At 63.2% G+C, this 20,671-nt stretch carries 13 protein-coding genes and 1 pseudogene; 8 read left to right on the top strand and 6 right to left on the bottom strand.

The genetic code is table 11. The features are described from left to right. The first annotated feature begins 25 nt into the window (after positions 1-25). The 5 genes from QFZ30_RS09885 to QFZ30_RS09865 all read left to right on the top strand — a co-directional run bounded on the left by QFZ30_RS09885 (position 26) and on the right by QFZ30_RS09865 (position 6,256). Positions 26-1,294 carry a CaiB/BaiF CoA transferase family protein gene (locus QFZ30_RS09885; RefSeq protein WP_307075731.1) on the top strand — a complete coding sequence of 423 codons (1,269 nt, stop codon included), beginning with the start codon at positions 26-28 and terminating at the stop codon, positions 1,292-1,294. Then, entirely contained in the window at positions 1,294-2,454 is a 1,161-nt protein-coding gene (locus QFZ30_RS09880; protein ID WP_373462890.1) for an acyl-CoA dehydrogenase family protein, read from the top strand. The genes QFZ30_RS09885 and QFZ30_RS09880 overlap by 1 nt, the downstream gene beginning before the upstream one ends. Before the next feature lie 76 nt (positions 2,455-2,530). Further along, a complete protein-coding gene (locus tag QFZ30_RS09875) occupies positions 2,531-4,648 on the top strand; it encodes a 3-hydroxyacyl-CoA dehydrogenase NAD-binding domain-containing protein (protein WP_307075727.1) in 2,118 nt (705 codons plus the stop codon). A gap of 72 nt (positions 4,649-4,720) precedes the next feature. Then, the gene (locus QFZ30_RS09870; protein WP_307075726.1) at positions 4,721-5,905 is read left to right on the top strand and encodes an acetyl-CoA C-acetyltransferase; all 1,185 of its coding nucleotides are present in this window, start codon (positions 4,721-4,723) and stop codon (positions 5,903-5,905) included. A 69-nt stretch (positions 5,906-5,974) separates the two neighbouring features. Further along, a complete protein-coding gene (locus tag QFZ30_RS09865; RefSeq protein ID WP_307075724.1) occupies positions 5,975-6,256 on the top strand; it encodes a hypothetical protein in 282 nt (93 codons plus the stop codon). A gap of 775 nt (positions 6,257-7,031) precedes the next feature. On the opposite strand, the gene QFZ30_RS09860 is transcribed toward QFZ30_RS09865, so the two are convergent. The 4 genes from QFZ30_RS09860 to QFZ30_RS09845 all read right to left on the bottom strand — a co-directional run bounded on the left by QFZ30_RS09860 (position 7,032) and on the right by QFZ30_RS09845 (position 14,935). Then, positions 7,032-8,636, bottom strand: coding sequence for a glycoside hydrolase family 68 protein (locus QFZ30_RS09860; protein ID WP_307075722.1), 1,605 nt, complete (start codon positions 8,634-8,636; stop codon positions 7,032-7,034). Between the two features lie 936 nt (positions 8,637-9,572). Next, positions 9,573-11,873: a bifunctional SulP family inorganic anion transporter/carbonic anhydrase gene (locus QFZ30_RS09855; RefSeq protein WP_307075720.1), complete on the bottom strand. Its 2,301-nt coding sequence runs from the start codon at positions 11,871-11,873 to the stop codon at positions 9,573-9,575. 348 nt (positions 11,874-12,221) lie between these two features. After that, complete coding sequence (locus tag QFZ30_RS09850; protein ID WP_307075718.1) at positions 12,222-13,637, bottom strand: ferredoxin reductase; 1,416 nt, start codon at positions 13,635-13,637, stop codon at positions 12,222-12,224. Further along, positions 13,634-14,935 (bottom strand): aromatic ring-hydroxylating oxygenase subunit alpha, encoded by a 1,302-nt coding sequence (locus tag QFZ30_RS09845; protein ID WP_307075716.1) that lies wholly within the window; start codon positions 14,933-14,935, stop codon positions 13,634-13,636. Before QFZ30_RS09845 ends, QFZ30_RS09850 begins: the two co-directional genes overlap by 4 nt. A gap of 158 nt (positions 14,936-15,093) precedes the next feature. Between QFZ30_RS09845 and QFZ30_RS09840 the strand changes: the two genes are divergently transcribed. Beyond that, positions 15,094-16,026 (top strand): LysR family transcriptional regulator, encoded by a 933-nt coding sequence (locus tag QFZ30_RS09840; protein WP_307075714.1) that lies wholly within the window; start codon positions 15,094-15,096, stop codon positions 16,024-16,026. A 227-nt stretch (positions 16,027-16,253) separates the two neighbouring features. Continuing rightward, positions 16,254-16,676: an ABATE domain-containing protein gene (locus tag QFZ30_RS22115; protein WP_307075713.1), complete on the top strand. Its 423-nt coding sequence runs from the start codon at positions 16,254-16,256 to the stop codon at positions 16,674-16,676. Here QFZ30_RS22115 and QFZ30_RS09830 read toward each other — a convergent pair. Then, positions 16,668-17,633 carry a GlxA family transcriptional regulator gene (locus QFZ30_RS09830; RefSeq protein WP_307075711.1) on the bottom strand — a complete coding sequence of 322 codons (966 nt, stop codon included), beginning with the start codon at positions 17,631-17,633 and terminating at the stop codon, positions 16,668-16,670. The genes QFZ30_RS22115 and QFZ30_RS09830 overlap by 9 nt on opposite strands. A gap of 130 nt (positions 17,634-17,763) precedes the next feature. Between QFZ30_RS09830 and QFZ30_RS09825 the strand changes: the two genes are divergently transcribed. Then, a complete protein-coding gene (locus QFZ30_RS09825) occupies positions 17,764-18,402 on the top strand; it encodes an isochorismatase family protein (RefSeq protein WP_307075709.1) in 639 nt (212 codons plus the stop codon). A gap of 261 nt (positions 18,403-18,663) precedes the next feature. On the opposite strand, the pseudogene QFZ30_RS09820 reads toward QFZ30_RS09825, so the two are convergent. Then, positions 18,664-20,505: pseudogene (locus QFZ30_RS09820) on the bottom strand (alpha-L-fucosidase); the annotation flags it as partial. Positions 20,506-20,671 lie beyond the last annotated feature (166 nt).

Below are 20,671 nucleotides of genomic sequence, written 5' to 3'. Positions count from 1 at the left end.
GATGATCACTAACTAAGGAGTTCCAATGATTGACACCGGTCCGCAAGGTCCGCCTGCCGGCGCGTTGGCGGGGATTGTCGTCGCAGATTTCAGCAGGGTGCTGGCTGCGCCGTACGCGACGATGTTGTTCGGTGACCTTGGCGCCGACGTCATCAAGATCGAGCGTCCCGGTTCCGGTGACGATACCCGTCACTGGGGTCCGCCGTTTACCGATGATCATGAGGCGACGTACTTCCTGTCGGTCAACCGCAACAAGCGCTCCTTTACTGCCGACATGTCAGCAGCGGCTGACCATGACCACCTGGTCGAGCTGATTCGGCGCGCTGACGTGCTGATCGAAAACTTCCGCCCTGGAACAATGGCACGGCACGGGCTGTCCTACGACCAGATGGCCGCGATCAACCCACGGCTGGTGTACTGCTCGATCACGGGGTTCGGCTCGGACGATGCGGCCGCGGACCTGCCTGGCTACGACCTGCTGGTGCAGGCCGTAGGAGGGCTGATGAGCGTCACCGGGCCGGCACCCGGTCAGCCGGTCAAGGCCGGCGTCGCCCTAGTTGACGTGCTCACGGGGCTGCATGCCGCGATCGGTGTGCTGGCCGCCCTGCGGGCGCGGGAGACAACCGGACGGGGCCAGCTTGTGGAGGTCAACCTGCTCAGCACTTTGCTGTCCAGCATGGTCAACCAGAGCGTGGGCTACACCGCCGCGGGCGCCGTTCCGGGCATCCTGGGAAACCGGCACCCTTCGATCGCGCCCTACCAGCTGTTCCCCGCTTCGGACAGACCGGTGGTCATCGCTGTTGGCAACGACCGGCAGTTCACGCAGCTCTGCACCGCCCTTGGCATTCCAGAGGCAGCGAAGGATCCACGTTTCGCCACCAACACGGCCCGCGTGACCCACATCGATGAACTCGACCGCACCATCATGGCCCGGACCGCAGGCCAGACCGCCGACCACTGGTACCGGGTGCTGTCATCGCATGGGATTCCCTGCGGACCGGTCAATAACATCGCCGAAGCCTTCGCGATGGCAAATGAGCTTGGCCTCAATGCCCGTGTAACCGTCGGCACCGGCCATGACAAGGCCGCCCACGACGGCGTGAATCAGGACAGCGTAGACCTGGCCGCCAACCCGATCACCCTGTCCGACACCCCGGTGTCTTACCGCCGGCGGCCACCGCGGCTTGGGCAGCACGCCGATGAAGTGCGTGCCTGGCTCAACAGCCTGCCCGTCACAGAATCCCCGCAACACCACAGCAACAACAACAACCAGCCAATGGGAGCACACCCGTGATCGACCTCGCCACCGACTACCTTGACATCGACTCCCTGCTCAGCCATCAGGAGCTCGACCTGCGCAGCCAGGTCCGCCAGTTCGTCGACGACCGCATTCGGCCCAACATCAATGCCTGGTACGAGGACGCGGTCTTCCCTCAGGACCTTGTCAAGGAGATGGGAATCCTGGGCCTGTTGGGCATGCACCTGACCGGCTACGGCTGCGGCGGCCGTAGCGCTGTCGAATACGGAATCGCCGCCATGGAACTTGAAGCCGGCGATTCCGGCATCCGCACCTTCGTCTCCGTGCAGGGGTCCTTGGCCATGAGCGCGATCGCGAAGTTCGGGTCAGAGGAGCACAAGCGCCAGTGGCTCCCCGGCATGGCGGCAGGTGAGCTCATCGGCTGCTTCGGCCTCACCGAGCCCACTGCCGGCAGCGATCCCGCCAACATGCTCACCCGAGCGGAACGGGTTGGGCAGGGCTGGGTGCTGAACGGCGCCAAGCGCTGGATCGGCCTGGCCTCCATCGCAGATGTTGCCATCATCTGGGCAGCAACCGACGACGGCATCCGCGGCTTCGTCGTCCCGACGGACACCGAGGGCTTCGTGGCCACCCCGATCCCGGAGAAGTTGTCCATGCGCGCCTCCATCCAGTGCGACATCACCATGGAGAACGTCCAGCTGCCTGGCACTGCCGTGCTCCCCGAAGTGACCGGCCTCCGGGGCCCCTTCTCCTGCCTGAATGAAGCAAGGTATGGCATCTTGTGGGGCGCCATGGGCGCCGCCCGTGATGCGTACCAAACGGTCTTGGCCTATGCGAACCAGCGGACCCAGTTCGGCAAGCCGCTCGCCTCGTTCCAGCTCACCCAGCAGAAGCTGGTGGACATGGTGCTGGAGATCCAAAAGGGAACGCTCGTGGCCCTCCAGACCGGGCGCCTGAAGGACTCCGGACGGCTGCGCCCCGAGCAGATTTCTTTCGGGAAGCTCAACAACGTCCGGCAGGCAATTGAGATCTGCCGCTCCGCGCGCACCATCCTCGGCGGAAACGGGATCACCCTCGAATACTCGCCGCTGCGGCACGCCAACAATCTTGAAAGCGTGCGGACCTATGAGGGTACCGACGAGATCCACACCCTGATCATGGGCCGCGCGATCACTGGCATCCAGAGTTTTTCGTAGCCGCCGCGAATCCGCAGGCCTGACCTCCCCGGCTTAGGTCCTGCTGTCCTGTTTTGTCTACGCGAAGGGAACCCCTGTGTCAGAAACCGTTACCGAAACCCGAACCACCTACGTTGACCACGCCGGTTTCCGCTTTGCCGTCCTGACCCTGGAGAACAACAGTCACCGCCCCGTAACCTTGGGCCCGGCGTCGCTGGCCTGGTTCGAGGCCGCCGTGGGCGCCATAGATGTCTCCAGAGTGGACGCCGTGGCCGTGACCGGAGAGGGCTCCGTTTTTTGTGACGGTGCCGACCTGAAGATGATGACAGACGCTGCCGGCCCGGAGCAGGCTGAGGATGTTGCCCGTCGGGGCCTGGACGCGCTTGGCCGGCTGGCGGCGCTTCCGGTGCCCACCTTCGCGTTTATCAACGGGACCGCGCTGGGAGGCGGGTTGGAACTGGCTCTGCACGCCAACTACCGCACTGCCGCGGACTCAGTCCGGGCCATGGGCTTTCCTGAGGTCCGCCTGGGTTTGGTTCCGGGCTGGGGCGGCATCCCACGCACCGTTGCCTTGCTCGGCGCGACGGAAACAGCACGTCTGGTGATCACCGATTCGCTTGCCGGGAAAAACCTTTCCGCCCGGAGAGCTGCTGAACTCGGCCTGGTTGATGTCATCCTGCCGGAGGACGGGTTCCTGCCCGCATCGCTCGATTTTGCTGCCGGCCTCCTCTCCCGACCGGCGATGGCGGCAACGGCGATGTCGGCACCGGCGACAGAGGCGACGGCGGCGCCACAGACCAGCAAAGGGCACGGGCCTTCCCGGACTGTGATGGATGGATCCGCAGCCTTGGACGCCGTGCGGAGGCAGCTGGATGTCCCCCTACGTGGCGCCGCCCCCGCTCCTTACCGCGCCCTCGAGCTGATCGCGGCGGCGGCCGCCGTCAACAAACAGGCGGGGGCGTCAGCCGTCAATACTGCTGGCAACGCCCGAGATCTGGCTGAAATCAAGGCCTTCGGCGAGCTGTTGCTCTCCGACGAGGCCCGCGCCAGTATTTACGCCTTCCACCTCACGCAGTCACTGGCGAAGAAGCCCGCGGGCAGGCCAGCTGCCCAACCTTTGCCGGTGCGGTCTGTAGGCGTGGTTGGGGCCGGACTGATGGCCAGCCAACTCGCCCTCGTCTTCGCGCAGCAGCTCCGCGTTCCTGTACGGATCACGGACCTGTCCCCAGACCGTATCGACATCGCGCTGGCCTGGATCGCCGGGCAGCTGGACAAACTCGTGAACCGCGGACACCTGACGGCCACCGACGCCCAGGCCATTCGCGTGCTGATAACCGGAGGCACTGACAAAGCGGCCTTCGCTGATTGCGACGTGGTCATTGAAGCGGTCTTTGAGCAATTGGAGGTCAAGCGCGCAGTCTTTGCGGAGCTCGAACCGCTGCTTCCGCCGGAAACACTGCTGCTGACCAATACATCCTCGCTGTCCATCGAAGCCATGGGCGCCAGCCTGGCCCGGCCTGGACGGCTGATCGGCTTCCACTTCTTCAACCCAGTCGCCGTGCTTCCGCTGGTTGAGATTATCGCTGTGCCGCAGACAGACGAAACCACACTGGCAACCGGGTTTGAACTGGCCAAGCGGCTGCGCAAGACGGCTGTACTGGCCACGGATACGGCTGGCTTCGTAGTGAACCGCGTCCTGACACGGCTGTTCGATGAGGTCCTCGCCCTGATTGACGAGGGCAGCGATCCCATGGTGGTCAACCACGCCCTGGATCCGCTCGGACTGCCCATGACGCCGCTGGCACTGCTGCAATTCATCGGACCGGCGGTGCAGTTGCACATCTGCGAAACGATGCACCAGGCCTACCCGCAGCGCTTCGGTGTCAGCCGCAGCTTGACCATGCTGGTGGCTGCCGGGCTCCCCGGCTATTTGGACCACGACGGCGGCCTCTCACCTTCCGCCGCTGCCTTGCTGCCGCCGACGACCCTCACAGATGCGGGCAAAGTCCGCGCCACCCTCCTGGGGGCCCTGGCCGAGGAAGTTACCGTGATGCTGGACGAATCGGTGGTCGCGGGACCAGAAGAGGTTGACCTGTGCATGATCCTTGGCGCGAATTTTCCGTTCCATACTGGCGGCCTGACTCCGCTGCTCGATCGGGAAGTGGGCTCCGCCTTCCATCCGGAGTTGCGCGTACCTGTCCCTGCCGCCGGTTAGCCCTGCCCCTGGAGCCGGTCCTGGGCGGACGAAAACCAGGCCATCCATCCCCGTCCATTTATAGGAGAAGAAATGCACCACACTGACATTGTGATCGTCGGGGCAGCGCGCACGCCTCAAGGCAAACTGATGGGACAGCTCGCGCCGTTGACCGCCGTGGAGCTCGGCGGCGCTGCCATCGCGTCGGCAGTTGACCGTGCTGGCATCAACCTCGCCGCGGTCGGCGCCGTCATCATGGGACACGTGCTCCAGGCCGGGGCAGGGCAGAACCCGGCGCGGCAGGCAGCAGTGGCAGGGGGCATTCCGCTGGGCGCCCACGCCGTCACAGTGAATAAGGTGTGCCTGTCCGGATTGAGCGCGATCATTGACGCCAGCCGGCTCTTGCGGCTGGGGGAGGCTGACGTGGTGGTGGCGGGAGGGCAGGAATCAATGAGCCACGCCCCGCACCTGCTTCCGGGCTCGCGGGCCGGGCACCTCTATGGCGATTCTGCCCTCATCGACTCAGCAGCGCACGACGGCCTCACCGATGCCTTTGATCACCAGGCCATGGGCCTTGCCACGGACCATGCCAATGAGGCGTTGGGAATTACCCGCGCCCACCAGGACAAAGCTGCGGCCGACTCCCACCGGCGGGCAGCGGCGGCGCAGGCAGGGGGGATCTTCGATGCTGAGATTGTCCCCATCAAGGTGCCGCGGCGCCGCGGCGCAGCCCAGCTGGCAAACACTGACGAGGGTGTGCGGGCGGACAGCAACGAAGAATCCCTGGCCAAGCTCAGGCCAGCGTTCTCCCCAACCGGCACTGTTACCGCAGGCAATGCCTCGCCCCTGAACGACGGTGCAGCCGCCGTCGTCCTGACAACCCGCGGCTATGCGGAGGCGCACGGCCTGGAGATTATGGCGGTGCTCCACGCCCATGGACAGACGGCGGGTCAGGACACCACGCTGCCCGACAAACCGGCTCATGCCATCGGCAAGGCACTGGGGACGGCCGGCTGGAGCGTTGGCGATCTGGACTTCGTGGAGATCAATGAGGCGTTTGCCTCAGTCTCCGTCCACTCAGCCGCGCAGCTGGGGATCGGTATGGACCGAGTCAACGTCAACGGCGGAGCCATCGCCCTCGGCCATCCCATTGGCGCTTCCGGAGCACGTGTGGTGGTGGCTGCCGTCCATGAGCTCCAGCGCCGCGGTACCGGCAAGGCCGCCGTAGCGCTGTGCGGCGGAGGTGGCCAAGGCGAAGCGTTGCTCCTGTCACGATGACTCCGGATGCCACGAAAGGACCTTGATCCGATGACGCAGGATCCGCAGATCTCCAGCCATCCTCTCTTAATGGATGGCTTGCCGGTCGTCGTGTGGCCACACGGTCACGTGGCTGCCCCGACATCTCCCTGTCAGGAATGGCAGCTGCTGATCGGCGTGCTGGTGGAAATCCGCCGGCACGGGCTGCTCCTGGGCATCGGCGTTGTGGACAACGCCACCGCGTTAGGGGACATTGCGTGGATAGCTGCGGACGGAATCAACGGCAGAACCATGATTGAAAAGGCCGGCGGCTACGAACTGTCGATCGCGCCGCCCCACTTTCGGCCACGCCCTGCCGGACACGGAGATTAGCACCTCATGCAAACGCATCAATACGGTTCAGAAAAAGACGACGGTCTGCAGCTTCCAAACCCGAAATCACTTCAGAAAGGAGGTGGCATGAACAGGATCATCCGAAACGACATAGGCACCCCGCTCCATCCGGCGCACGGTAACGGCAACCTCACAGGCCCCACATCGGAGGATTGTTTGCGGCCCTGGCAAATCACCTCCTCAGCCTGGGAAGGGTGGTGGTGGGAGGATTCAGCAGAAGAGTCGGCAATCGATTCCCACGTCGGGACGACTGAAGGTTCCTAGATTTCCCGGATCCGGAACGGGGAAAGGGGTAGCCAACCCGTGGCCTCGCGCTCGAGCCAGAGCGTTGCATAGCCGGGGTGGCTGGGCTAGTTGCTCTCCAACTCGCTTATGGCCGTGTTCTTTCTAGTCCACCCTGAGATTGGGAGGTCGCGGGCACCATCCCACCACCGCCATAGCCCAATGACTGATTGTGGGCCATTTCGATAACACTGATAATCGAGTCCGCAATGGTCTTGATCTGCAATGTCTCCGAATACTTCACGTCGGATCTGCGGAAGAAACCTCAATTTCATGTCCACCGATCAGCGTGATGCGTGCAAAGGCGCCGCTCTCCGCCAGAAACCACCAACTCAGCCGGCTCATGGCACTCTTCGACGGAATACAAGGAGAACCGGCGGCAGGAAACAATCCCTGCCACCGGTTCTTTGGCCGGTCTTGTTCAGGCGTTGAAAGTTGGCTGCGACTCCGGACTACTGTCGCGCCAGGAATGTTACTTGATCTTGCCTCCATTATTGACGTTGAGGTTGGCGGGAATGTCGGCCCATCCGCCGAGTCCGCCGTCGCCGTAGGTGTAATCCACGGCGGTGCTGGTCGGATCGCCTCCGACGCCGATGTCCATCTTCACAGTCGGCCCGAGCGTGCCGCCCCGCACGAAGTTGTCGTGCGTCCCGATCGTGTCGATGAATGACTGCACCAGGCCGCCGGGCATCACGTAGTGCGAGTACGCCTGGAAGTGGCCGGGGTGCTGGTTGAAGTCAGGTGCGAACGGCTCGCCGCCCGAGAAATTGAGGTTCGTCGGGTTGCCGAGCGCGAGACCCGACCCGCCGTTGAGGGGCTGGAAGTCGCTGCGGATGCCGTCACCTACGAAGCCGTAGACACCCTCAGGCCCGTCGAGGCCGGCCGCAAAGGTGCTGCGGTGGCTGATCGTGAACAAATAGGACTTGCCGTCCTTGAACACGAACTGCGGGCGCTCGGTCTGGTCTGTCACGCAGTTCGCCGAGAGGATGGGTGGTAGAAACTCCCACTCGGTGAGCTCCTTGTTCTTCGCCTTCGCAAGACCGATGTTGCCGATCATGAAGGGCGCTCCCGAGGCGTTGACTTGCTCGACCGTCTCGGCATGAGGATCGCCCTCGCGGTAGCCGAGGTCCGCCTCATTGCACTGGGCCTCGTTGCGCGCCATCGCCGAATTGCCCTCGAACACCATGTAAGTCTCACCCGGGTGCGCCGGGTCCTCGAAGGTGAACGGGTCGCGGAAGTTGAAGAACTCGTTCTGCTCGCCGGTCTGGTAATACGTGCCGTCGGCCTGCAGCAGGCTCGTCACTGTGTCGAATCCGGTGAAGAACACCTTCTCCTTGTTCGCGTGCACCTTGCCGACGCTAAGCGCGATGCGCGGGTCGTACGGCTTGCGGTTGCTGCCGTCGGGGTTGCGGTAGAACGCGACGTCGGTGAAGAAGAGCTTGATCTCGCCGCCCTTGAAGATGCGCGCCGAACCCGACCACTGAGTCTGGTGGCTATAGGATTGATCCGGGAAAATCTGACCAGTCACACCCTCCTTGAACACCAGCCCACCGTAAGTCCAACCGCCGTTCTCGGGCCGCTCCTCGGCGGGGATGCCGGCGGGACGGTAGAAGTAGCCGATCTTCGCGAACACGTGCCGGTCATCGAATCCGAGGCTGCGATCGGCGACGAGCGAGAAGATGATTTCCTGGCCATTGACGCTGTACTGGTTGCCGTCCTCATCGGTCAGCGGCCAGGTGTCCCACACCCAGACCTGCCCGTTCGACATGTCCGGAAAGTCCTGTGGCACCGTGGGCATCGTCAACTCGGCTGGCATCGAGTTCTCCCGCGACGGCGCATCCGGGTCGCTCAGCCGCATAAGCTGTCGAGCATCCGCCCGGGTCCACTTCGCAGTGAAGTCATCCTCCGGTGCGAATGCCTCCTGCGTATGAATCGTCGGCTCCGGACCGGGTTGCAAATCAGGCAACGCAGTCGCCGACGCGGCGCCGACCACCATCGTCACGGCCAACGCACCAGCCGTGATCGCGCCTCCCGTAAACGTGAGCCTGACGCGCTTGGTTGTTGATCTGTTGAACATGTTTGTCGCCCTTCTTCATCGAAAAGAACGACCGCGACCCCTCGCGGTCCTGATATTAGGCCCGTGAGAGTCTGGTGTCCAGAGCGCGCGCTTTCACAAAAATGCCCGGCTGATATTTTTCAGTGAGACACAACGGACCATTGAGAACGTTCACATGGCGAGTGTACTGTTGCTCTTGCCAGCGCAAATGATCGCCTCCTCACGAGTAACTGCGGCCATTGAATGGGCCGCCTGCGAAGAAATGTCGCCCATAGCCCCCCGGTCGCGGAACAAATCGGCGACTGGGCATAGGGAAGGGGCGGATGCCGCAGACCGCGCCCCTCTTTATTGGTGCGGCATCCGCCCTTTCATTATCCAATAGCGGAGTCGCGTTTCGCCCAATCACGGAAAGTTGATTGTCTGTGGACATAACCTGGCCAAATCTCGGGTTCGGGGCCAGCCCGATCGCGCCGTTCTGAGCTAAGTAACACCGGGTTCATCGAACTACTGCGAGAAGGCTGGATTGGGTCAGTTAGTGACGTCACGGTCCACGTCACTGCACTTGTGCAAAGTGCGCTTGAGGGGGACCGAGGCGTAATCTTTGCGCGCGACGATTCCCAGGTCACGAATGCAAAGCGGCATTCAACCGGGCACAACCCACTGTGCCATTAGCCAGGCCGACTACGGCAGTTCGAGTCCCACCTCGGGCACAGCAGATCCCTCGTCCGAGGGGTTTTGGTTTAACGTGTGGACAAAGCTTGTGGTGGCGTCCCTCTGACGCTTGGTGCGGTCTGTTGCCTTAGCTGTTGGACGCGTCTCCAGGGCGCGCCCAACAGCTAACGGAATCCAGGAATTTCTTGGAGATTTAGGGCAAACTGTGCCCAGTTAGGGGTTGCACCACCCCGCTAGGCAGCGTTTCCTGCTCATGTAACTGATGTGTCCCGTGTCAGCACAGCGCTAGCGAACCGTCATGCTTGGATCGAGCTGCTCAATGCCCTCCGGAGTCACGAAGACTACCCGGGCCGTGGGGATGTCGTAGAACAGACCAATGGCCTGCAGGTGACCCGAAGCCAGTGCGGGACCAGTGACTGGGTGCTCTTCCAGCTTCCGGAGCTGGAGGGCGACATTCACCATGCTCAGCTGGTCGAGGCGGCTGTACCCCTCGGCTTCAGCAGCCAACGCCACAGGGTGACCGGCAAGGAGCTCGCGATGGCTCGGCCTTGCGTGCTCCAGCCAAGCATCAAACCCGCGGCCCAGGGCGGCATTGGAGGCACCTTCTGCGTCGGCAATAACAGCCTTCATCGCGCCACAGTTGGAGTGTCCGCAGACCACGATCGAGTCCACGGACAAGCCCTTGACTGCGAAGGACAGTGCCGAATCAATCGAGGCATCCTGTCCATCGCTGCACACCACGTTGCCGATATTCCGCAGTGTCAGGAGGTCGCCGGGGCCACTGCTGGTGATGAGGTTCGGATTGACCCGCGAGTCCACGCAGGCGACGAACAGTGTGTCTGGATTCTGACCTTCCGTGAGGTCCTGCACCAGCGGTCGCACCTTGTCCGCGTACCGCCGATGGTATTTGTCGATGCCCAGGAGGATTGACCGCAGAGGCGGCGGCCCGCCGTCGTCCTCTGCGTGGTGAGCACCGTTCGGAGGTGACGGTTGCCAGGAAGTCCGGGGCGGCAGCGGGAACTCGCGGGGGTCCTGCCGCTGCGGTGTGTTGTCAGCGGCATCGCGGAAGGCGGTAGTTCCGTGCTCCTCGAGAGTCACGGAGGCGCCAGTATTCCGATGCTGCGTCTGCCAGGCGACCAGGGCCTCGCGGAAGGCGTGATCGAGGTAGTCGGCATTGAGGTCGACAACAACGTCTTGGCCTTCTGGCACGGAATGGAGCACGCGATTGAGTCGGGGCAGGGCGAAGAAGCTGCAGGACCCGGCGATGGTGACCCGCCAGGGTAGGGAGTCAGTTGAGGGTGCGTGCGCGTGGATCTGTGCCCGGAGCACGCGCCACAGCACGCAAAGGGCCGCGAGTGCCAGGCCGATGATGACACCTTCGAGCAGGTTGAGTACGACGACACAAGCCAGGGTGACGACGTAGACGAGGAGGTCGCCGGTGCGCAGGCTGGTTTTGATGTCGGCGATTTTGATGAGCTTCGCGCCGATGACCAGCAACAGGCCCGCCAGCACTGACATCGGAATCAGCTGGATGAGGCCGGCGAACAGGGCCGAGAACACCAGGACCCAGACGCCGTGCATTATGGCGGACGCCCGGCTCGCAGCGCCGGCTTCGACGTTGGTGGCGCTGCGGACAATCACTCCGGTCACCGGGAGGCCGCCGAGCATGCCGGAAACGATGTTGGCTGATCCTTGTCCCACGAGCTCGCGGTTAAGGTTGGTGCGCGCACCCGAATGCATCTTGTCCACGGCAACGGCGGACAACAGCGATTCGATGCTCGCGATCAGGGCCATGGTAATGACTGCCATGGCAGCGGCACGCCAGTTACCGTCAGGCAAGCTGGGCAAGGCAACTGCTTCGAACAGCGAACCGCTGAAGCTGATGCGTTCGACGTCGGGCGCTACTGGCACGGACAGCGCAGTAACCGCGACCACGGCCGCCAGCGGCCCCGGAATTTTACGTACCGCGGTCGGCAGGTACTTCCAGCCAAGGAGGACGGCGACAACCGCCAAACCGAGCAGGGCGGAATGCAGTTCCACGTTGATGATGGCTGTTGGAAGGCCTGTCAGGTTCTCGACGGCGGAACCAGCAGCATGGCCGCCGAACAGCACGTGCAACTGCTGCAGGATGATTGTGATGCCGATACCGGCGAGCATGGCCTTGACGACCACCGGCGACACGGCCAGCGCGGCCCGCCCAACGCGGCTGATGCCCAGCAACAGCTGCATGAGACCGGCTGCAGCGGTGATCGCGCATGTCACCTGCCAGCCGAACTCGTCCACCAGACCGGCAACGACGACGGTCAGGCCGGCAGCTGGACCGCTCACCTGCAATACGGAGCCGCCCAAACTGCCAGCGACGATGCCTCCGACGGCCGCCGCGATGAGGCCTGCCATGACCGGCGCTCCCGAAGCGGCGGCAATGCCGAGCGAGAGAGGCAGCGCGACAAGGAAGACCACGAGGGATGCCGGGAGGTCGGCGCCGAGGTTGGAGAGAAGGCTGGCCTTGGCTGGCACGGTTGCGTTCTTGCCGGGCGGGCTGTGGGCGTCGTTGGGAACGGTGGCGGAATCTGACGAATGTGGCATCGGGTGTCCTTGGCTCGGTGAAGGGCGTACTCCTCCAGCCTAGAAAGCTTGTCATGTGTAGTGACAAGAGAATGTGACACGTATGACAAAACTTGCGAGGATTGGGGCTCATGCGGGGACCAATAGGAACTTTTGACGTGTGCAGTACGTTGTCGGCCCGGGTCGCAGAGAACAGGATGGTCTTCAGGTGAGAGCCACTGTGCGGAACCCGCAGTTCCCGACTAACGCCGCTTGTATAGGCGCTGGATGGGGGTTTGGTGGCCGGCATCTTGACCGCACATGCCCTCGAGCCGGTGGTGCGTCTAAAACAATCCCTGATGCTGTCAGGCCTAGAGCAGCTGGAAGCGGCTAGGCATCGATCACCAAATCGGTCCGCGCGGTGGAGCAGCAGGGCAGGAACTTGCCTGCATCGATTTCCCGTGCCCGGATCCCGCCCTGGTGGTTCATCTCGACCTCCCCGGAAAGCTTGACGACCTTGCAGGAGCCGCACATGCCTTCCTTGCAGTTCGCGCCGATCCTGACGCCCGCACGCTGGGCCACCCCGAGGATGTGTTCGGCGGGGTCGATGCGCACATTGATGCCGGTGCGCATGAAGGACAGGGTGAGGCTTCCCGTTCCGACTGTGTCGAAGCTCGAGGCATCGGGTGACCCGGCCTCCGGCCCCACCTCCGAGCTGCCGTCGGGGGCTGCGGGGCCGAGCGCATCCGGGTCGACGGTTTCCAGCGGCAGCCCCGCGGCCTTCAGGGTTCCCTCGGCGTCGTAGCCTGGCTCGTAGAGCCCGAACGCGGTGGGCTGGCTTTCATAGTAGTCTTCGGCGGAATCGGCGATTTCCTCGGCGATTTCTTCTGCGATGTCGGCTGCAAGCGCGAGCTCCGCCTGGTATTCAAGGATCGTCTGGCGGTCGCCCGTGAAGAATTCCATGTGGATGGAGGTGTCGTCGACGCCCACCTTCCCCAGGAGTTCGGTGGCGGTGTTCAGGTAGCCCTCGGGGCCGCAGGCATAGACCTGGCGGCCGTTGGCATCGGGGGCAACCTCGTCGAGCATGGCCGCCGTCAGCCTTCCGGTGAGCCATTCCCACCCCTCGGGTTTGCTGCGGTCGCCCAGGGAGTAGAAGACCTTGACTCGCGAGTCCACTGAGGCGATGTAGGCCAGCTCCTGGTGGAAGGCATAGCCTCCGGCCTCCGCTCCGTGGTATAGGACCACAACATCGGCCTGTCCGGGCAGGGAGTGGATGGTCCGCACCATCGACATGATGGGGGTGATGCCTGCGCCGGCGGCCAGCAAAAGGTACCGTGCCCGGCGGTCGGCATCGGGCAGGTGGAATGCCCCGACCGGTCCCAGCATTTCCAGGACGGTGCCAGGTTTCACGTTCTCATGCACCCACGGTGAGACAAGTCCAGTGGCGTCGCGTTTGACGGTGATGTTGAAGGTCCACGGCTGCGTGGGCGAACTGGACAGCGAGTAGCTGCGGTCCACCGGATCCTGGTCCTCGCCGTTCACGGGAAAGGCGATGTTCACGTACTGGCCCGCACGGAACGCCAGGGGCGCACCGTCGGAGCGGCGGAACACGAAGGTCATCATGCCGCCCACCTCGGGAACGGTCTCCACACATTCCGCCATGAACTCCTGCGGATGCCAGGGGCCCAGTGCGTGGGCGGCGCGGGCGGGCCCCCCGGTGCTGCCCATCACCCTGTTCCACGGCATCTCAAGACCGCGAATGCGCTGTGGTTCCTGGATTGCCGTCTCGGTGGGGACTTCAATCATGCCAAGTGCTCCTGCACGCGCTGGACGTACCAGTTGATGAACGCCTCGACCTGGTATTCGCTCTTCATGTACGGACCGGGCTCGTAGGCAGGGCTGCTGGCGCCCCTCTGGCACAGCTCCACGAACGCCTTGTCCTGCAGGTTGGTCTGCTTCCAGGTGTAGGTGAGCTTTTCCAGGTCGTAGTCGACGCCTTCCACGGCGTCGTCCGCCACCAGCCACGTGGTGCGTACCAGTGTCTGATGTTCGTTGATGGGGAAAACGCCGAACGTGATGACGTGGTCGCTCTGGAAGTGGAACCAGCTGTTGGGCTGCAGGTGCATCGAGCAGCGGCCAAGGCGGAAGTCCCGCAAGTCGCCGAGCAGCTTCTTGGAGAGCCTGTGCCCATCGGGCGAAAACGATTCGCCGTCACCGTCGAGCGATTCCCGTGAGATGCGGATTCCGGCGATGCGCGTGTCAAGCTCCTCGACGACCTCGTAGGGAAGGCCATAGCGGCGGCAACGCTCCTCGAGCGAGGACTGTGCTTCCTTGTTGCGGTCCCACACTTCCTCGAGATGGGCCGGGATCAGGCCCTCCGTCAGGCCCCAGGTGGGAAAGAGGGAACAGGCGAGCTCCGGGTGGCCGTCGCAGTGGTAGCATTCACGGTTGTTCTCCATGACGAGCTTCCAGTTGCCCTCCTCGACGATGTTCTGCTGGTAGGCGATTTTCGTCTTCGACAGATCGTGGGGCGCGAGGTAAGGCTCGAAGATCTTGGCGGTTTCGTCAAAATCCGCCGGCGGTTCGTCCGCAATGCAGACGAAGATGAGTCCGGCCACAACGCGGCTGTGGGCGCGCTTGAGGCCGAAGCAGCCCTTGTCGAACTTCGTCTCGCCCGGTGCCGAGGCGTGGATCAGGTTGCCTTCCGGGGAGTAGGTCCAAGAGTGGTAGCCGCAAACCAGGTTTCCTGTTGACCCCGCGGGTTCGGTCAGGACCCGGGCGCCGCGGTGGCGGCACACGTTGTGCAGGACGTTCACGCCGCCGTCGTCGTTGCGAAGCACGATCAGGGAGTAGGGCCCGTAGTCGACGGTGACGTAGTCGCCCGGCTCCGGGAGCTCGGCGATGCTGGCGGCAAAGATCCAGTGCTGGCCAAAAATGGCCTGCATGTCGATGTTGAAAATCGTCGGATCCGTGTAGAAGGGGGCATCGAGGGAATATCCCACGCGCCGGAAATCGAACAACTCGGTGATTTCCGCCAGCTGCTCGGCAGGCAATGATGAAGCGAGTCTTCCGCGTGAATTGAGGGGCAAGACTGGAGCGGACATGTAATTCCTCCCGGGAGGCGTGGGTAAGTGAGCGATTCGTGGCGACCACGGGTGTGTGTGCTAGCGGCGTTGTCGAAAACCTTCTAGTCATGAGATTAGGGACGATTGAACTGCAACAAAAGCGCAACATTTAGAAGATAACCATGCACAATAGGTGCATGATCGATGCAAGGCTCATCACACTTCGGGTGTTTGCCCGGTGCGGCACCATAGGCGCAACTGCGGAGCTCACAGGTTATTCTCCCTCCGCCATCTCCGCGCAGTTGCGGGAGCTCCAGCGAGTGCTTGGAATGCAGCTGCTGACGAAGGACGGCCGGGGTGTGCGGCTGACCGCCACGGGCCGCTTTCTCGTGGCGGGCTCGGACACCCTCATTGCCGAATGGGAGAGCCTGCGCGCCGCAGCCATGGAGGCCGGCGACCAGGTCCAGTCCCATTTTGGCCTCGGCGGATTCTCCACTGCGGCCGCCCAGTTGCTCGCGCCGCTGGCCGCCACCCTGCGCTCGACACGCCCCCTGCTGGAGGTGCAGGTACTCGAGGCCAACCCGGCCCGCTGCTTCGACTTGTTGGTTGCCGAGCGAATCGACCTCGCGGTCATCGTCGCCATGCAGTCCGACACCTATGTTGAGGACGATCCGCGCTTCGAGCAGACCGTTCTGCTCGACGATCCCTTGGACGTGATCATTCCCTCCGACCATCCGTTGGCATCGCGGGAAACGGTGACGCTCGAAGAGCTGGCGTCGGAACCCTGGATCACCGAGGCCGCCGGTTCCACCTACCATTCCCTATTCACCGCGGCGTTCACGGCAGTCGGGGTGACGCCGCGGATTGCCCATGAGGCCGTTGAATGGGAAACCCAGATCGCGTTCGTTGGTGCGGGGCTGGGCGTGGGCCTGCTGCCGCGACTGGCGCCCCTGCGTAGTGCCGAAAACGTGGTTCGACTGCGCATTACTGGCAAGGGGAAGCCCGCGCGCCGTATTGTCGCTGCGGTGCGCAGGGGCAGCATCGCATCACCCCTGATCCAGGAGTCGCTCGGCATCCTGCAGGTCAGCGCCAATCGGATCCTCGCCGCCCGACCCGAAGACGATCTCTGAAATCGCATGGTCGCGATTCGTTGCCGCGGGGCCAGCAGGTCCAGAAGGTGGCGACACGTCCGCGCGGCCGCCCTTCTTCGCCGCGCTAGACGGGCCGCCCAGGATTGGCTCCTCGGAGCCCATCCCGGTCAATCTTTGAACGCCGATAACTATCGTTCTTCGAGTGTATGACACGGCCTGGTTCGCAGCGATTTGCCGTTGATTCCCTCTGGTACTGGTTTGGCACCATGGATGCATCGGTGCTGATGCCGCATACTGAGGGCGTCGCACCCGATCCTGAGTCAGTGGAAGCGATCAATCGAGCCCTGACCGCCGTGCCCAGCGCCGCGCTGCTGCGCTATACGCCGGACGAAGGACCGCGCCGGGTGGCGGCGGCCCATCCATTGACGCAAATCGTCGCTTACGCGATAGCTCAGATCGGGGAGGATGCGGCTGCGCTATTGACGGGCCCGACGCGCATCGAATCGCGCTATGTGCGGCCGAACCGTGTGACCGGTTTATGGTCAGAACCCATGCGAGGCGGCAGTGGTGCTCCACTCGGTGCGGCGCCAGGCAGCGGGCGAACCGTGCCTACGCCCGCAAACGAGAAACGACTTCTGAAGGAAAGAAAATCTCGGCAGTTGCAGGGGAATCCAAGTGAATCAGCGTGAGGTCCCAGGCGTGAATCTGGTATCGAAGTGGCGTCTGTATTCGGTTGGGGTGGTGGAAAAGGTGGTTGCGAAGTTTTGTCGCAGGGTGACAGCGCTGCCGAAGCCGCAGTCAGCGGCAACCTGATCAACGGATAAATCTGTGGTTTCGAGCAGCCGTCGGGCAGCGTCCAACCGCCGGGTGCGGACCCAGGCCGACGGTGTTGTCCCTGTCGTTGCCCGGAAGGCGCGGACGAAGGTCCGTCGGCTCATGTGCGCTTGAGCGGCGAGACGGTCAATGCTGAGGGGTTCGCCCAGGCGGCCCAACACCCATTCGAGCAAGCGTGCGATCGGGTCATCTGTGGAGCGCGGCGGAACTGGGTGTTCGATGTACTGCGCCTGTCCACCCTCCCTGTGCGGGGCGATGACCAGACTACGGGCTACCTGGTTCGCCGCGTCCGCCCCAAGACGGCCCCGCACGAGGTGCAGGCAGGCATCCAGTGCCGAAGCTGTGCCGGCCGAGGTCAAAACATCACCATGATCGATATACAGCACGGTTTGGTCCAGGAAAACGTCAGGGTGCCGGTCAGCGAAGGATTCGAATGCTTGCCAGTGCGTGACCGCCCGACGCCCGGAAAGTAGACCGGCATCGGCAACGGGGATAGAGCCAAGACAGAGTCCCAGGATTGTCACACCCCGCTGGTGTGCTTCCTGAAGCAGCCGCCGCAGTGATTCGCTGGGAGAGCGGCCGTCGTCGAACCACGAGGGCACCACGACGACGTCCGCCTCTTCGGTGGCTTCCGGGCCCTGGACCTCTCCCAATTGGTAGCCCTCCGTAGTTCGAACCTGGCCGGCCTGCTCGGAGAAGAGAACAGTCGTCCATTCAGCAAGTCCCTGGCGCGTGACCTCGTCGAAAACCATCTGGGGGACGGCGAGGTGGAACATCGTCACTCCGTGGAAGGCGTACACCGCGATGCGCATCCGTTTCCTCTCTACGTTTGGCCCGGATCCATCGTATACGGGCCTTCGTGCCACTGGCGATCGTTACCCGTGGGGCGAATGATGGAATGGTTGCCACTCGGCGGCCAGCAATCACTATCTGGAGAACATCATGAGCACCCCTCGTCGCGCCCTTATCCTCATCGACGTGCAGCAGCAATACTTCAACGGACCTCTGGAGATCCAGTACCCGCGGCATCAGGAGTCCCTGCAGATGATCGCGCGAGCTGTCGACGCCGCGGCCGCCGCCGGTATCCCTATTGTGGCCGTACAACACAGTGCAGGTGAGGGCGCTGCGCTTTTTGCGCCTGGCACACCGGAATTTGAACTTCACCCTGAGATCGAACGCCGCAGAACCGATGCGTGGAACGGCGTCGTCAAGCAATACGGCTCCGTCTACGCGGACACCAACCTCACTGAGTGGCTGCGCCAGCAGGACATCGATACCGTCACCCTCGTCGGCTACATGACCAACAACTGCGTCCTTGCTTCTGCCGTTGAAGCGGAGTCCTTAGGCTTCGTCACCGAAGTCCTCTCGGATGCCACAGGAGCCATCAACCTCGCCAACGAGGCAGGTTCCGCCGACGCAAAGACAGTACACACAACCCTGCTCACACTGTTGAACTCAAACTGGGCCGCTGTTAGCACCACCGACGCTTGGGCCGATGCCCTCCAAGCTCAGCAGGCGCTCAGGAAGAGTGATCTTGGCAGCTCCGCGATAGCCGGGGCAGCCCGCCTGACCAGGGCGTAACCAGCTGGCCAAGGAACCGGCCACCGGGCAGATGCTCCCGGAACGCCAGGATCGTCCACTCCACGTACGTTGGTAGAGTTCGGAACCGGCGGGATGAGGTCGAGTTATTTGACCGTGACGTCGATGAGTGACCATTGCTGGTGGGCGGAGCCTCGGTAGAGCTGTTGCTCCGTGCTGGTTCCGTCGGTCGTCGCTGCGGCGGTCAGGCCAAGTGCATAGGTCGAGAAGCGGTTGGTGAGGGCTACCATTCCCCTTGCCAACGGGTGTCACCGCCCATTGCTGCTGCAAGACGCCGGCGTCCGACCAGATCGCTGCCTTCGCGCCGATCTCTCGTGAGCGGAAACCGATCTCGAGGAGCCTTCCGCTGTTGGCGTCCTTTAGCTTGTAGAAGCCGTCGACGTCGGTGGTCAGTGTCCAGCGCTGGTTGGCTGCGTTGGTGTCGGGGGCCAGGACAACGGCTGCTCTGTTTGCCGTGGAACCGTTGAGGACGGTCAGGGCCTTGCCGCTGGTGGCGTTGATGAGCTTGTAGGCGCGGTTAGTCGCGACGGCGAACGACTGTCGCATGGGCTTTGCGGTGCGGCTGCCGACCCGGAGGCCGGCAACGTTGGTGTAGCCGCCAGAGCCAGCCTTTGCGGTGAATCGGATGAACCCGGCGGTGACCGGGGCCCACTCGACCAGCTTCGGGGTGGGGCCGGTGGCCCAGGCGCCGGACACGACCGTCGTGAAGCTCACCCCGTCGGCACTGGTCGAGACTTCGAAAGAGGTTACATCGCCGTCGGTCCCGTTCTGGCGGGACCACTGCTTCGGAAGGTACTCCAAAGTCGTCACATTGTTGTAGACCCCGCCCAGATCCAGCGTTATCGACGCCGGCGTCGCGAGCTCGCCGGTGCCGGGCCAGGTCGACCAGCAGGTCTGAAGTTTATTGTCGGCACGTCCGTCGATCGCGAAGTATGGGGGTTCGGGGTCACGGAACGCGGAAGCGTAGGCGGCGACCGGTGTAATCAGGTGTTCGGCACGGAGTGGTTGTGTCGGCAGTGGACCGCGCTGCCGGTTAGGTGACCAGTCCGCGCCGACTTCGGCAAGCCGGGTCACCACGTTGGGATCCAACTTGCCGTTCCGGTTGGGAGCGCAGTTGAGGATAAACGATGTCCATCTCGCTTCGAGCTGGGTGAGGTGGGTGATGATGGCGTCCTTGGACATCAGCGGTGCGGTGGGAGTGGACGGGTGCCAGAACCAGCCGTTACTGATGGTCTGGCCCTGCAGTCCCGCCCATGTGTTGCCGGCTGGCGCGGTGATCCCGAACGGTTCCTCCCAGAAGATCGCGTCGGCCAGCCAGGGGGTGAGGACCGCGCAGATGTCGATAATGACGCAATTGGGCTGGAAAGATTTCACCAGGTCGCGTACCCGCTGCATCGGAACCTGCTGGTTGCCCATCTTCCAGGCGTAGCCATCCAGCATCAGCACCTCGATCTCGCCGTAGCCGGTGAGCAGTTCAGTGAGCTGGTTCAGCACATATTCGATCTGGAGCGGGTTGACACCCGCGCCGGGGTCGCTCACATGGTATCCGCCAGTGGCCTGCACAGGATACGTTCGGTCCCAGATGGAGAAGTAGAAGCCCACCTTAAGACCGCGGGAGCGGAACGAGTCGACGTACTGTTTGACGACGTCGCGCTTGTATCCCGAGTTCATGACGTTCTGGGTGCCGTACTTGGTGGGCCAGAGTGCGAATCCATCGTGGTGCTTGGTGGTGAGGACGCCGTAGCTCATGCCTGCCGCGAGGGCGGCATCCGCCCACTGGTCGGTGTCGACGGACGGCGGTGCGAAGACCGCGGGCTTCTGGTTGGGGGCGGCCCACTCTTCGTTGGTGAAGGTGCCGAGGTTGAAGTGGTTGAACATGCCGAAGCGCATGTCCATCAACTTTTGCAGCAGAGCCTGTGTGTCCCACCCGGCTGCCGTTGGCAAGGCCTGCACGGCGCCTTCGGTGGCATTGGCAGCAGCTGTGGCTGGTGATGCCCCGCCGGCGACGGAAGTAGCTACCAGACCTGCAGCGGAGGCACCAGCTCCACCGCGAACGTATCGGCGGTCAAAATTTCGCGGCGTCATTGTCTTAGCTCCATGTCAAATAAAGGGACTCGTAACGGTTGTTAGCGTGAACAGGCTGGTGATAGATCCGATGTTATGCGCATATGACGACCTGTCAAATAGAGGATTCTGTTGGATACAACCCGTTTGTCATGGTGAGGAGGGGTCTAACATATGATGTTTGTCT

The sequence above is a fragment of the Arthrobacter pascens genome (assembly GCF_030815585.1).
In the GTDB taxonomy this organism is placed as follows: Bacteria; Actinomycetota; Actinomycetes; order Actinomycetales; family Micrococcaceae; genus Arthrobacter; species Arthrobacter pascens_A.
This window is presented reverse-complemented; position numbering and strand designations above follow the sequence as displayed.

What these genes read in the sequence shown, in the direction of transcription:
- QFZ30_RS09885 (WP_307075731.1), top strand. Translation starts at nt 26, where the DNA reads ATGATTGACACCGGTCCGCAAGGTCCGCCTGCCGGCGCGTTGGCGGGG.
- QFZ30_RS09870 (WP_307075726.1), top strand. Translation starts at nt 4,721, where the DNA reads ATGCACCACACTGACATTGTGATCGTCGGGGCAGCGCGCACGCCTCAA.
- QFZ30_RS09865 (WP_307075724.1), top strand. Translation starts at nt 5,975, where the DNA reads ATGGATGGCTTGCCGGTCGTCGTGTGGCCACACGGTCACGTGGCTGCC.
- QFZ30_RS09860 (WP_307075722.1), bottom strand. Translation starts at nt 8,636, where the DNA reads ATGTTCAACAGATCAACAACCAAGCGCGTCAGGCTCACGTTTACGGGA.
- QFZ30_RS09855 (WP_307075720.1), bottom strand. Translation starts at nt 11,873, where the DNA reads ATGCCACATTCGTCAGATTCCGCCACCGTTCCCAACGACGCCCACAGC.
- QFZ30_RS09850 (WP_307075718.1), bottom strand. Translation starts at nt 13,637, where the DNA reads ATGATTGAAGTCCCCACCGAGACGGCAATCCAGGAACCACAGCGCATT.
- QFZ30_RS09845 (WP_307075716.1), bottom strand. Translation starts at nt 14,935, where the DNA reads ATGTCCGCTCCAGTCTTGCCCCTCAATTCACGCGGAAGACTCGCTTCA.
- QFZ30_RS09840 (WP_307075714.1), top strand. Translation starts at nt 15,094, where the DNA reads ATGATCGATGCAAGGCTCATCACACTTCGGGTGTTTGCCCGGTGCGGC.
- QFZ30_RS22115 (WP_307075713.1), top strand. Translation starts at nt 16,254, where the DNA reads ATGGATGCATCGGTGCTGATGCCGCATACTGAGGGCGTCGCACCCGAT.
- QFZ30_RS09830 (WP_307075711.1), bottom strand. Translation starts at nt 17,633, where the DNA reads ATGCGCATCGCGGTGTACGCCTTCCACGGAGTGACGATGTTCCACCTC.
- QFZ30_RS09825 (WP_307075709.1), top strand. Translation starts at nt 17,764, where the DNA reads ATGAGCACCCCTCGTCGCGCCCTTATCCTCATCGACGTGCAGCAGCAA.